13 protein-coding genes and 1 pseudogene are annotated in these 12,021 nt (G+C 70.6%); 6 read left to right on the top strand and 8 right to left on the bottom strand.

Annotated features, from left to right (window positions below; genetic code table 11):
- Nucleotides 1-188: 188 nt before the first annotated feature.
- From LP418_RS29760 to LP418_RS04560, 4 genes are all read right to left on the bottom strand, one after another.
- The gene (locus LP418_RS29760) at nt 189-1,313 is read right to left on the bottom strand and encodes a class I tRNA ligase family protein (RefSeq protein WP_272496312.1); all 1,125 of its coding nucleotides are present in this window, start codon (nt 1,311-1,313) and stop codon (nt 189-191) included.
- Between the two features lie 13 nt (nt 1,314-1,326).
- Nucleotides 1,327-2,772, bottom strand: a complete 1,446-nt coding sequence (locus LP418_RS29765; protein WP_272496313.1) for a class I tRNA ligase family protein — start codon at nt 2,770-2,772, stop codon at nt 1,327-1,329.
- Nucleotides 2,714-3,517, bottom strand: coding sequence for a class I tRNA ligase family protein (locus LP418_RS29770; RefSeq protein WP_272496314.1), 804 nt, complete (start codon nt 3,515-3,517; stop codon nt 2,714-2,716). The genes LP418_RS29765 and LP418_RS29770 overlap by 59 nt, the downstream gene beginning before the upstream one ends.
- 330 nt (nt 3,518-3,847) lie before the next feature.
- Nucleotides 3,848-4,642, bottom strand: a complete 795-nt coding sequence (locus LP418_RS04560) for a hypothetical protein (protein WP_257955386.1) — start codon at nt 4,640-4,642, stop codon at nt 3,848-3,850.
- A 416-nt stretch (nt 4,643-5,058) separates the two neighbouring features.
- On the opposite strand from LP418_RS04560, the gene LP418_RS04565 reads away from it, so the two are divergent.
- From LP418_RS04565 to LP418_RS04580, 4 genes and pseudogenes are all read left to right on the top strand, one after another.
- Nucleotides 5,059-5,607, top strand: a complete 549-nt coding sequence (locus LP418_RS04565) for a DinB family protein (protein ID WP_257955387.1) — start codon at nt 5,059-5,061, stop codon at nt 5,605-5,607.
- A gap of 71 nt (nt 5,608-5,678) precedes the next feature.
- Nucleotides 5,679-6,606, top strand: a pseudogene (dapD, locus tag LP418_RS04570) (2,3,4,5-tetrahydropyridine-2,6-dicarboxylate N-succinyltransferase).
- 3 nt (nt 6,607-6,609) lie between these two features.
- On the top strand, nt 6,610-7,617 hold the full coding sequence (locus LP418_RS30340) for a hypothetical protein (RefSeq protein WP_257955388.1): 1,008 nt from the start codon (nt 6,610-6,612) through the stop codon (nt 7,615-7,617).
- A gap of 73 nt (nt 7,618-7,690) precedes the next feature.
- Entirely contained in the window at nt 7,691-8,074 is a 384-nt protein-coding gene (locus LP418_RS04580) for a hypothetical protein (protein ID WP_257955389.1), read from the top strand.
- A gap of 119 nt (nt 8,075-8,193) precedes the next feature.
- Here LP418_RS04580 and LP418_RS04585 read toward each other — a convergent pair whose 3' ends face one another.
- Nucleotides 8,194-8,805, bottom strand: coding sequence for a hypothetical protein (locus LP418_RS04585; protein ID WP_257955390.1), 612 nt, complete (start codon nt 8,803-8,805; stop codon nt 8,194-8,196).
- Nucleotides 8,720-9,517, bottom strand: coding sequence for a hypothetical protein (locus tag LP418_RS04590; protein ID WP_257955391.1), 798 nt, complete (start codon nt 9,515-9,517; stop codon nt 8,720-8,722). The genes LP418_RS04585 and LP418_RS04590 overlap by 86 nt, the downstream gene beginning before the upstream one ends.
- A 7-nt stretch (nt 9,518-9,524) precedes the next feature.
- Between LP418_RS04590 and LP418_RS04595 the strand changes: the two genes are divergently transcribed.
- Nucleotides 9,525-10,121 carry a hypothetical protein gene (locus LP418_RS04595; protein ID WP_257955392.1) on the top strand — a complete coding sequence of 199 codons (597 nt, stop codon included), beginning with the start codon at nt 9,525-9,527 and terminating at the stop codon, nt 10,119-10,121.
- Nucleotides 10,122-10,176: 55 nt separating this feature from the next.
- On the top strand, nt 10,177-10,563 hold the full coding sequence (locus LP418_RS04600) for a hypothetical protein (protein ID WP_257955393.1): 387 nt from the start codon (nt 10,177-10,179) through the stop codon (nt 10,561-10,563).
- A 9-nt stretch (nt 10,564-10,572) separates the two neighbouring features.
- Here the strand turns inward: LP418_RS04600 and LP418_RS04605 are convergent, their stop codons facing one another.
- Nucleotides 10,573-11,637, bottom strand: a complete 1,065-nt coding sequence (locus LP418_RS04605; RefSeq protein ID WP_336275908.1) for an aminotransferase class I/II-fold pyridoxal phosphate-dependent enzyme — start codon at nt 11,635-11,637, stop codon at nt 10,573-10,575.
- Nucleotides 11,638-11,671: 34 nt separating this feature from the next.
- The gene (gene fdxA / locus LP418_RS04610) at nt 11,672-11,998 is read right to left on the bottom strand and encodes a ferredoxin (RefSeq protein WP_257955394.1); all 327 of its coding nucleotides are present in this window, start codon (nt 11,996-11,998) and stop codon (nt 11,672-11,674) included.
- Nucleotides 11,999-12,021: the final 23 nt, after the last annotated feature.

Here is a 12,021-nt window from a genome sequence, read left to right on the forward strand (position 1 = left end):
CCTGTCCGGTCCGTCATGAGGCAGACAAAGAAGAGGGGAGCCGGGGAAGCCCGCCGCCAAGCTCGTCAAGGCGCTCGTCACCGGCAAGAACACGTTCAAGCTCTCCGCCAAGGTCGGCAAGAACAGGCTCAAGCCCGGTCGCTACGTCGTCAAGGCCAGCACCGGCATCAGCACGAAGAAGGTCAGGCTCAAGGTCGTCCGCTGACCGTCAGCGACGCTCCCGCAGGGCGCCGAGCAGGTCGGGCTCGAGCGTCGACGACGACGTGGTCGACGCGCAGGTCCTCGGCCGGGCGATCGACGTCGGCGTCGGCACCGATCACGGGCGACCTTCGCGCGTCACCGTCACTGCGACGTCCGACGCGTCTGCGTACGACACGCTCGTGGACAGCGTCTCCTGCGCGACCAGCGTCTCGTGCGTCCGCGCGGCGGCCAGCACCTCGGCCGGCCCGGACACCGTCAGCGCGGATCCGGTCGCTGACGTCGAGGCCGGCGTCGCGGCGTGCCTGCTGGATGGAGCGGACCGGGTCGCGGGCGACGCCCTCGGCCTCGAGCTCGGGGGTGAGCGCGGTGTCGAGCACGACGAAGCCACCACCCGGCAGGACGCCGGTCGCGGTGTCGGCGCCGGTGTCGGCGGCGACGGTCTCCCGGGAGAACTCCCCCTCGACGAGCGGGAGCCCACCAGCCGTGACGGTGCCGTCCTCGGCGACGGACCAGTCGCCGGACTTCGAGCCCTTGATCGCGAGCTGGACGTCCTTGCCGAGGCGTGGGCCGGCGGCGCGGGCGTTGACGGTGAGCGACTGCTTGACGCCGTAGGCGTGCGCCTCGTCGGTCGCGACGTCGAGCAGGCGGATCTCCTTGACGTTGAGCTCGTCGGCGACGATCGAGGTGAAGGGAGCCAACCGGTCGGGGTCGGCGACCACGATGGTCAGGGAGGCGAGCGGCAGCCGGTTGCGGAGCGAGGCCCCCTTGCGCAGCGCGGAGCCGGCCGAGCAGACCTCGCGGATCGAGTCCATGGCGGCGACGAGGCCCTCGTCTGCGGGCAGTTCGTCGACGAGCGGCCAGTCGGTGAGGTGCACGGAACGCTCACCGGTGAGACCGCGCCACACCTCCTCGGTGACGAGCGGCATCAGCGGCGCGGTGACCCGGCAGACCGTCTCGAGAACCGTGAAGAGGGTGTCGAACGCCTCGGTCGACTCGCTGTTCCAGAAGCGCTCGCGCGAGCGGCGGATGTACCAGTTGGTCAGCACGTCGAGGAAGCCGCGCGTCGAGTCGCACGCTCCGGCCACCTCGTAGTTGTCCAGCTCGTGCGTCATCGCGGCGACGTAGTCACGCAGCTTCGCCGAGGATGTAGCGGTCCATCGGGTGGCTGCTGGAGGTGGAGCGCGCTGCGTCGTACGACTCGGCGTTGGCGTAGAGGCTGAAGAAGTACCAGCTGTTCCACAGCGGGATCAGCACCTGCCGCACGGAGTCGCGGATCCCCTGCTCGGTGACGACCGGGTTGCCGCCGCGCAGGATCGGTGAGCTCATCAGGAACCAGCGCATCGCGTCGGCGCCGTCGCGGTCGAAGACCTCGCGCACGTCGGGGTAGTTGCGCAGCGACTTGCTCATCTTCGCCCCGTCGCTGCCGAGCACGATGCCGTGGCTGACGCAGGTCGAGAAGGCGGGCTTGTCGAAGATCGCGCCGGCCAACACGTGCATCGTGTAGAACCAGCCGCGCGTCTGGCCGATGTACTCGACGATGAAGTCGCCGGGGAAGTGCCCCTCGAACCACTCGGCGTTCTCGAACGGGTAGTGCACCCGGGCGAAGCTCATCGAGCCCGAGTCGAACCACACGTCGAGCACGTCGTCGACGCGGCGCATCGTCGACTGGCCCTCTTCAGGCGAACGCGGGTCGTCGGGGTTGGGGCGCGTCAGCTCGTCGACGAACGGCCGGTGGAGATCGGGGTTGCCCTCGTGGTCGAGCGGCAGCCGACCGAAGTCGCGCTCGATCTCCTCGAACGAGCCGTAGACGTCCGGGCGCGGGTAGGCCTCGTCATCGGACTTCCACACCGGCACCGGCGAGCCCCAGAAGCGGTTGCGGGTGATCGACCAGTCGCGGGCGTTGGCCAGCCACTTGCCGAAGGAGCCGTGCTGGATGTGGTCGGGCACCCAGCGGATGTCCTCGTTGAGCTCGAGCAGGCGCTCCTTGACCGCGGTGACCTCGACGAACCACGACGAGACGCCCTTGTAGATGAGGGGCTCGCGGCAGCGCCAGCAGTGCGGGTAGGAGTGGTCGTAGGTCTCGCGGCGCAGCAGCACGGTCCCGGGCGTGACCGATCCGCTCGTGGCCTTGAGGTCGTCGATGATCTGCAGGTTGGCGTCGAAGACCAGCATGCCGGCGTACTCGGAAACCGGCGCGGTGAAGCGACCGTCCTTCGCGACGGGCATGACCGCCTCGATGCCCTCGCGGTCGGTGACGACCTTGTCGTCCTCACCGAAGGCGCCCGCGGAGTGGACGAGCCCGGTGCCGTCGCTGGTGGTGACGAAGTCGGCCTCGACGACGCGGAAGGCGTTCTCGTGGCCGAGGTAGTAGCCGAACGGCGGCGTGTAGCTGCGGCCCAGCAGGTCGCGACCGTGCACGCGCTCGACGACCCGGTCCTCGATCGCCCCGTCGCCCTCGAGGAGCTCTCGGCTGTACGCCGCCAGCCGCTCGGCGCCGATGATGTAGCGCTCTTCAGCGCCGGTGGGCGTGGAAGATCGCACCACGACGTACTCGATGTCGGGATGCACCATGATCGCGAGGTTGCTCGGGGAGCGTCCACGGCGTCGTGGTCCAGATCAGGGCGATCTCGCCGGTGTCGAGCTTGCAGCCGACCGTGACCGCCGGGTCCTGACGCATCTTGTAGACGTCGTCGTCCATGCGCAGCTCGTGGTTGGACAGCGGGGTCTCGTCGTTCCAGCAGTAGGGCAGCACACGGAAGCCCTCGTAGATCAGACCCTTGTCGTGCAGCTGCTTGAACGCCCACATGACCGACTCCATGAAGTCGGGGTTCATGGTCTTGTAGTCGTTCTCGAAGTCGACCCAGCGCGCCCGGCGGGTGACGTAGTCGCGCCACTCGCCGGTGTACTTCAGCACGGACTCCCGGCAGGCGTCGTTGAACTTCTCGACGCCGAGCTCGTGGATCTCGTCGGTGGTCTTGAGGCCGAGCTGGCGCATGGCCTCGAGCTCGGCGGGCAGGCCGTGGGTGTCCCAGCCGAAGCGGCGCTCGACGCGCTTGCCGCGCATCGTCTGGTAGCGCGGGATCAGGTCCTTGACGTAGCCGGTGAGCAGGTGGCCGTAGTGCGGCAGGCCGTTGGCGAAGGGCGGCCCGTCGTAGAAGACGAACTCACCGTCGGTCTCGGCGTCGCGCTGGTCGATGCTCGCCCGGAAGGTGCCGTCGGCGTCCCAGTAGGACAGCACGGCCTCCTCGAGCGCGGGGAAGCCCGGCTGGCCGGGGACGCTGGTCGCGTTGGTGTGCGAGACCTTGGGATAGGTCATGAGTGGCTCTCCTGCTCGTGAGATCGATTGACCCACGAGGACGATCCCTTGCGGGACCGCGGTACCACCTCGCTTGCGGCGTCTCCCGACGCTGCCACTCTGGTTTCTTGTCCGGTTCTAATGGGCTCCCCGCCGGCTTGCGAGGGCTGTTCTTCCGGAGGCTCGCCGCTGATGACGGCTCGGACGCCTGTGCCCAGATCGTACGGCGACGCGTCGGCGTGGCGCCAATCAGTTGGGTTCGGTCCGGCCCCGCCCTCGGTAGTCCAGTGGCAGATGGCTGTGGAACGACCCTCCGGACAGCCATCTACCGCTGGACTACCGACCGCTGCGTCACGCGGCGTGGCGATAGCGCAGGTATCGCTCCCGCTGCCAGTCCGCCAGCGCCCGACGTTGTGCCACCGTGGTCGTCGACGTCCACCGGGCAGGAGGCTCGACCGTCCAGAGGACGGGTGTGGTGCGGGCGCGGGCGCGCTGCGCCGCGACGCGCAACCGCGCGGCGAACCCCTCGAGGTCCGCCCAGTCGGAAGCGACCATGGTCACCGTCTCCAGCCCGAGGTCGCGGTAGGCACCGTCCTTCCGCCAGTCCCGGGAAACCCGATCCGCGGTCACGTGGAGCGAGCCGTTGTACTGCGCCAACAGCCCCAGCACCGGGTCGATCACGTCCGGCGTTCCGACGTGACGTCCGTCCGGGGTGAAGACCGGCACGTTGCACAGCGGTTGGGGCAGGCCTGCCATCCGGGTCCATACCCCGCGCATGCCGGTCTCCCGAGGCGACCACGAGTTCTCCTCAGCCTGCGCCACGGCATCTCGGGCCTGCTGGACGCCGGTCACCGGTCCGATGTCGGCGAGGTGTTCGGTCACCTCCGCGATGCTCACCGGGTCGGAGAAGCACGCCATGTCCATCGCCACGATCGCGTCGCCCAGCGAGGAGGCGTAGCGCATCTCGAAGGCCACCGACCGCACACTGCGGGTGATCGGCACTCCGTCGAGGACGACGATGTCCTGCGGGGCCGGGAACTCCCCGGCTGATGCTGAAGCCGGGTTGAGCCACGAGGTGTCGCACGGCCACGAGCGGTACGTCGCGTGGCTGACTTCCGTCGAACGTGCCGTCGAACCATGTGCCACCCTCCCAACGCAGCGCGCCCCAGCCGGTCACGGCCTCGCCCTCGCGCAGGACGGCGGAGGCTTCGACGATGCGCTGCTCCGGGGACTGCTCCACGCCGGCCGGGACGACCAGTCCGTAGCTGGTCGTCCTCCATCTCGGCCCGCGAGCCTGCCCTCGGGTCGGGCCCGATTCTCCCGTCGGGTCCACGCGCACTGGCGCGACGAGGTCGGGGCGTCGCTCGTGGAAGACCTCCGGTTCGAACATGCCGGGCACCCTTCCCCACCTGACCGGGTGATACCGGTTGTCCACAGGGCTGGTTCGGCCGCCCGAACGGTGCGGCCCGATAATCCAGTGGCAGATGGTCGTATGGAGGGCGGGCGGACAGCCATCTGCCACTGGAGTATCAGGTGGGCGGGCGGCGTGCTTGGCTGGCCGCATGGCGAACCCCGGATACAACGGCATGTGGCTCCCGCAGGACCGGGACCCGCGGATGCAGGAAACGCAGACGAAGGGCGAGCTCGCGTGCCCGGTCGGCTACCTCGAGCACTACCGCGCCACCCTCGAGCTCAAGTGCCGGGGACTGACCCCGGAGCAGCTCGGCACCCGCTCGGTGCCACCGTCGAACATGTCGCTGCTCGGGCTCGTGCGGCACATGGCGCGAGTCGAGCAGAGCTGGTTCCGGCGCGTCATCGAGGGCCAGATGGATCTCCCCCGGCACTTCCAGGACGAGGCCTTCGACGGCGGTTTCAACTGGCCCGGCGAGGTGGACGAGGCGCTGGTGGACGAAGCCCGGGCGCTGTGGCGCGAGGAGGTCGAGCATGCTCGCGAGGTGCTCGCCGGCACCACTCTCGACACTCTCGTCGACGTGCACGGCAAGCCCAGCGAGGTGCGCGACCTCATCGTGCACATGATCGAGGAGTACGCACGCCACTGCGGACACGCCGACCTGATCCGCGAGTGCATCGACGGTCGCGCGGGCCAGTGACGGCTTGACGTCGGGCGTCCATCTGGACGTTCGGGTCAGAAGGTCGACCCGGCCCTCCGTACGCTTGGCTCGTGACTTCTGCCTACGGCCACGGCCTTGCAACTCTCGACGCCAACGACACCGTCCTCGACGTGTGGTTCCCCTCCCCCGCGCTGGGCGAGCACGACGGCAGCGAGGCTCCCGCGTCGCTGAGCGCACTCGCGGGCGATGACGAGCTCCGCGCCGTACGGCGTGAGGTGCGCCCGGGTCCAGATCGCCGACCCGGACGCGGCGCCGGTCGACACGGCCGACGTGTGGCTGCGGCTGCACCTGCTCTCCCACCGCCCGGTCGTCCCGAACTCGATCAACCTCGACGGAGTCTTCGGGCTGCTCACCAACGTCGTGTGGACCAGCGCCGGTCCGTGCGCCGTCGACGGGTTCGAGCTCACGCGGGCGCGCCTGCGAGCGGCCGGTCAGCACGTGACGGTCTTCAGCGTCGACAAGTTCCCGCGGATGGTCGACTACGTGGTGCCCAGCGGTGTGCGGATCGGCGACGCAGACCGGGTCCGTCTCGGAGCACACGTGGCCAGCGGCACCACCGTCATGCACGAGGGCTTCATCAACTTCAACGCCGGCACGCTCGGCACCTCCATGGTCGAGGGCCGGATCGTGGCGGGCGTCGTGGTCGGCGACGGCTCCGACATCGGTGCGGGCGCCTCGATCATGGGCACGCTCTCAGGCGGCGGCACGGCCCGGGTCAGCATCGGCGAGCGCTGCCTGCTGGGCGCCAACGCCGGCATCGGCATCGCACTCGGCGACGACTGCGTCGTCGAGGCCGGTCTCTACGTCACGGCCGGCACCAAGGTCTCGCTCCCCGACGGCACGGTCGTCAAGGCCAAGGACCTCTCCGGCTCCGACAACATCCTCTTCATCCGCAACAGCCAGACCGGGGCGGTCGAGGCCCGTGACCGCGTCGGCACCGGCATCACGCTCAATGCCGCCCTGCACCACAACGACTGACCCATGGGCAGACAGGTCCAGGCGCGCCGGCCACGCGCGACCCGGCTGACCCGGCTCGGCAAGCTCGTGGTCGTCGGCATGGCCGGGGTGCTGGTCTTCGCGGGGGTCGGCGTGCTCGTCGACCGCGGCGTCGCGCCGCTCATCCGGCCCAGTGGCTGCACGGCCCGGGTCGACGGACTGACCGTGGAGCTGACACAGGAGCAGGCAGAGAACGCTGCCCTGATCACCGCCATCTCCGTCGAGCGCGGACTCCCGGCCCGGGCCGCGAGCATCGCCCTCGCGACGGCGTACCAGGAATCGAAGATCCTCAACATCGAGCACGGCGACCGCGACTCCGTGGGGCTCTTCCAGCAACGGACGTCGCAGGGGTGGGGCACGATCGAGCAGATCATGGACCCCGTCTACTCGACGCACGCGTTCTACGACGCGCTGGTCGAGGTCGAGGGCTACGAGAACATGGAGATCACCGTCGCCGCGCAGGAGGTCCAGCGTTCGGGTTTCCCCGAGGCGTACGCCGACCACGAGGCCGACGCACGCGCGCTCGCGTCCGCACTGACGGGGAACAGTCCGCGCGCGTTCTGGTGCGAGACCCCCGGCGACGCCGACGAGGCGAGTGACGCCATCGACGACGCCGGGCTCGTCGGACGCGCCTCGATCGTGCGCGAGGACGTCGAGTCGGTCTTCGGCACGCTGTCCCTCGGCGGGTTCGAGCCGGGCGGGGTCTCGAGCGGGCACATGGAGGGGTCGGCGCACTACGAGGGACGCGCGATCGACATCTTCGTGCGCCCGATCAACGCCGACAACAAGAAGCGCGGGTGGGCGATCGCGTCCTACCTCGTCGCCAACGCGGACCGGCTCTCGATCAACACCCTGATCTTTGACGACCGGATCTGGCACGCCGGCTCGCGCTCGGACGACGGCTGGACCGACTACGACGTGCCATCGTCCTCGGGTGGCGACCGGAAGATCCTCCAGCACCGCGACCACGTGCACGTTGACGTGGCGGACTAGCCCGCCCTCCCCGGATTGGGTATGGCGAAGCGTGGAGGCGTCTGCGGAACACCGACCGCCATAGCCTCCCGCAATGCTGAAGTCGACGGTCTACACCATCGGAACCGCCCTGCTCCGCGCGCACGAGAACGATGTCCCGGTGGACGTCCTCGTGGACGGCCACTGGCTGCACGGCGCCGTGAGTGCGGTCGACGGCCGTGGTGTCGTGCTGATGTGCGAGGACGGCGGACTTGCCATGATCCGCCTCGAGCGGGTCTCGGTCGCGCTGGTCCGGCAGGCCGAGGCCTTCGACGTCCACACGGACGAGTCCGGCGAGGCGCACCCGATGCCGGCGGCGGCCGCGGACCGTACCGACGAGCCACGCGTGGTGCGGCCGCGTCCGTCGATCGAGGCGACCGGTCTGCACCGCGACGAGCTGGTTGTCAGGATCGAGGACGGCGCTCAGCCGGGTGACTGACGCTCAGGCCCCCGTCACGACCTCCCACGTCAGGTTCGCCATGGGATCGGCCCCGGTAGCAGCAGTAGAGCCCCGTCCGGACGCCGCGGCCCGGGTGGGCGCCCAGCTCCGCGTCCTGCTCACCGATGCGCGCCGGGGGCATACCTCAGGGAGCGGGTCACGCTGGTGCGCGCCCGCTGCGACGTGCTGTGGGTGGTCCGATCGCGACCCCCCGGGCCGAGGGCACGCCCGAGCTCGGCCGGGAGGTAGTCGCGATCCTGCTCCGCGTGGGCACGGCGGCCGTCGTCGAGGTCGTTCTCCGCCTCGATGATGTCGTCCTCCACCTCGGCCAGCCGTCGGCGGTAGGCGGCCCCGGCCTCGTCGTCGAGGACGGGCAGCCCCTGCTCGACGTGGCGGGCACCGCAGAGGTCGAGGACGTGGAACTCGCGTCCGGGTTCGGCCACCAGCCCGGCCGGGTAGCCCAGCCCGACCGGGTCGGGGAGGACCAGCTCGTGACCCTCGTGAGCCGGGCACCGGGCCGTTCCGGTACGCCGCAACGTCGCCGATCGCACGGACACAGCACCGGCAGGCTCGGCCGGCGGGTGCTGACCTCCCAGCAGCGTGGCGACCTCCGCCGCGCGGCGTACGGCGCCGAAGGCCACGAGATCACGGTGTGCCGCCTGCCACTCCAGCCGGGCCAGAGCAGGGTTGTGGGCCGGGTCGTGCGCCCGGCCCAGCAGGATGCGTGCCACGGCGCGCTCGTGCGGCGCACCCGCCTCGCTCCGGGCGGAGACTCCGGCGACCGCGTGGCGCACGGCGCCCGCGGCATCCCCGCGGGCCGGGGGCCGGGCGGGCCGCAGCCGTCGATGCCGCGGCGGGCAAGGTGCCCGCCGGCACCCGCAGCGCGACCTGCGCCAGCGCCGTGGCAGCCCGTTGCAGGGCCGTCAGGTCTCCGGATGCGGCGGCGATCTCCGCCTGCGCCTCCGGGAGAGGGACCAGCCGGAGGTCGCCGAAAGGCGGGCGCTCCTTCCACGGCAGGTCCGGCGGATGCGCGACGGCCTCCTCCACCATCGCGGTGGCGGCGGCGAGGTCTCCCTGCTCGAGGCGCAGCAGCGCCAACCGGGGCTGTGGTGACCAAGCGTGGTCGTGGGCCTCGAGGAACGCCTCCTCGGCTCCCTGCAGGTCACCGCGTCGCATCCGGATGATGCCCAGCTCGACCAGTGGCCAGCCCAGCTCGCGGCGCATCCACGGGCGCAGCTCGGAGCAGGCGGCCGGGGCTTCGTCCTCGGCCACGTCCATCGGCCCCGAGATCCGCAGCAGCTCGGCCCGGTGGACCCGGCACCGGCCGTGGATGCCACCGAACGCCCGGCCGTGACGCCACTGCTCCATCATCTGCGTCCAGTCCCCGGCCCGGTCGTGCAGACCGAGGTTCTGGGCGGCGCAGACCAGCTCGCAATACATCATCCCCGTCGTGAACGGGTCCAGGGTCGCCCGCGGTCAGGCGCAGCGCCACCTCGTCGAGCTGCGCCAGCCCTACCTCGAGGTCACCGTCGTGGAGCATCAGCCGCGCCGTGGCCACCTGACCGAGCACGAGCGCCGGCAGGACTCCCAGCCGGTTTCCGAGGTCCACTGCCTGCGCGGCATGGCGCCGCGCCGCTTCGGGATCGCCGGAGAGGAACCGCTCATAGGTCCGCACCATCGCGAGCAGTGCATGGGCGGGACCTTCGGGCCGACCGTCGACGAGCGCCTCCGCACGCGAGACCCACCCACGGACCGCGGCCATCAACCCGCTGTCGACCAAGAGGTGGAGGGCCACCGTCGCGGCGGTGAATCCGGCGGCGTCGTCGTCGCCCTGCTGACGTTGTACGGCGTAGAGCGCCTCCCGAGGCCGACACCGCGTGCTCGAACTCGCCGGCGCCGTACGCCGCTCGCGCCCGGGCCTCCCACTCGTCCGCATCCGGGGGACGCACCGGGCACGGGGACCGGTAGCAGGGTCAGTGCACCTGCCCAGTCTCCGCGGTCGAGTGCTGCACGCGCACCTGCCGGGTCGGCCACTGTCGCATTGTGACACCGGCTGTCACGCCTCAGGGGTGTCGAACCCGCAAACCGAGAGGAAACCAGCCATGCACCTTCCCAAGCACGAGATCCCCGTCCGGATGGCCGTCCCGGGAGCCACCGTCCGCCAGCTGTCCGACTTCGGGGTGGCGAGCGCGACGCTCGGCGCCGAATACCTCACCCCGGCTGCCGGGACCGACATCGCTCCCCTGCTCGTGGGCCTCGAGGGGGACCTGTGCCAGTCGCCGCACTGGGGCTTCCTGATCTCCGGCGCGCTGGCGGTGACCTTCGGCACCGGCGAGACCGAGCACATCGTCGGCAACGAGCTGTTCCACTGGCCGCCCGGGCACAGCGTGCGGGTCGAGGAGGACGCCGAGGTGATCCTGTTCAGTCCGCAGGACGAGCACCCGGCCGTCATCGACCACATGAAGGAGCGCCCGGCAGCCGTTTCCTGAGGCAGGGGGTCAGCTGCCGGCGAGCCGGTCGACGGCTGCGTCGATCCGCTCGTCGGTGGCGGTGAAGGCGACGCGCACGTGCCGTGAACCGGCCGAGCCGTAGAAGTCGCCCGGAGCGACCAGGATGCCGAGCTCGGCCAGCGCGGCGACGGTGCTCCAGCAGTCCTCGCCACGCGTGCTCCACAGGTAGAGCGACGCCTCGGAGTGGTCGATGGTGAAGCCGGCGAGCAGCAGGGCTTCCTTGAGCTTGGCCCGCCGGGCGGCGTACGTCGCGTGCTGCTCGACGACGTGTGCGTCGTCGTCGAGGGCCGCGATCATGGCGCGCTGCTGCGGCATCGGCATCTGCAGGCCGAGGTTCTTGCGTACGGCGAGGAGCTCGCCGACCGGGCCGGGTCGCCGGCGACGAACGCGCAGCGGTAGCCCGCGAGGTTGGAGCGCTTGGACAGCGAGTGGACGCTGAGGATGCCCTCGTGGGAGTCGCCGCAGACGTCGGGGTGGAGCACGCTGATCGGTTCGGTGTCCCGGGCGCACTCGAGGTAGCACTCGTCGGAGACCGGGGATCGTGCCGCGCTCGCGGCACCACTCGACGACCTTGCGCAGGTGCTCGAGGGGCAGCACCTTGCCGGTCGGGTTGGACGGCGAGTTGAGCCAGAGCAGTCGCGGCGTCTCGGGGCCGAAGGCGGTCAGCGAGTCGGTGGCGAGTGCTCGCGCTCCTGCGAGCGCCGCACCGACCTCGTAGGTCGGGTAGGCGAGCGCGGGGTAGCCGATCAGGTCGCCCGCACCGATCCCGAGGTGGATCGCCATCGAGCCGATCAGCTCCTTGGAGCCGATCACCGGCAGCACGCCGTCCGGGCCGAGGCCGGTCACGCCGAAGCGGCGCGACAGCCAGTCGATCGCCGCCTGCCGGGTCTCGGGCAGCCCGATCGTCGTGGGGTAGCCGGGCGAGTCCGCGGCCGCCCGCAGCGCGGCCCTGGACGAGCGCGGGCGTCGGGTCGACGGGCGTACCGATCGAGAGGTCGACGATGCCGTCAGGGTGTGCGCGCGGTCGCGGCGTAGGACGTGAGCTTGTCCCACGGAAAGTCCGGGAGCCGGGTCGAGACCCGGCCGCTCACTCGTCGTGCTCTTGGGGAGGCAGCGCGGCGATGAACGGGTGGTCCTTGTCGATCTCACCCATCTTGGCGGCGCCACCGGGCGAGCCGAGGTCGTCGAAGAAGTCCACGTTTGCCTTGTAGTACTCCTTCCACTCCTCCGGGGTGTCGTCCTCGTAGAAGATCGCCTCGACCGGGCAGACCGGTTCGCAGGCGCCGCAGTCGACGCACTCGTCGGGGTGGATGTAGAGCATGCGCTTGCCCTCGTAGATGCAGTCGACGGGGCACTCGTCGACGCACGCGCGGTCCTTGAGGTCGACGCACGGCTGGGCGATGACGTAGGTCACCGAATCCTCCTGAGGGGGCACGG

The sequence above is a fragment of the Nocardioides sp. B-3 genome (genome assembly GCF_024703895.1).
Taxonomy (GTDB): Bacteria; Actinomycetota; Actinomycetes; order Propionibacteriales; family Nocardioidaceae; genus Nocardioides.

What these genes read in the sequence shown, in the direction of transcription:
- LP418_RS29760 (WP_272496312.1), bottom strand. Translation starts at nt 1,313, where the DNA reads ATGACGCACGAGCTGGACAACTACGAGGTGGCCGGAGCGTGCGACTCG.
- LP418_RS29765 (WP_272496313.1), bottom strand. Translation starts at nt 2,772, where the DNA reads ATGGTGCATCCCGACATCGAGTACGTCGTGGTGCGATCTTCCACGCCC.
- LP418_RS29770 (WP_272496314.1), bottom strand. Translation starts at nt 3,517, where the DNA reads ATGACCTATCCCAAGGTCTCGCACACCAACGCGACCAGCGTCCCCGGC.
- LP418_RS04565 (WP_257955387.1), top strand. Translation starts at nt 5,059, where the DNA reads ATGGCGAACCCCGGATACAACGGCATGTGGCTCCCGCAGGACCGGGAC.
- LP418_RS30340 (WP_257955388.1), top strand. Translation starts at nt 6,610, where the DNA reads ATGGGCAGACAGGTCCAGGCGCGCCGGCCACGCGCGACCCGGCTGACC.
- LP418_RS04580 (WP_257955389.1), top strand. Translation starts at nt 7,691, where the DNA reads ATGCTGAAGTCGACGGTCTACACCATCGGAACCGCCCTGCTCCGCGCG.
- LP418_RS04590 (WP_257955391.1), bottom strand. Translation starts at nt 9,517, where the DNA reads ATGATGTATTGCGAGCTGGTCTGCGCCGCCCAGAACCTCGGTCTGCAC.
- LP418_RS04600 (WP_257955393.1), top strand. Translation starts at nt 10,177, where the DNA reads ATGCACCTTCCCAAGCACGAGATCCCCGTCCGGATGGCCGTCCCGGGA.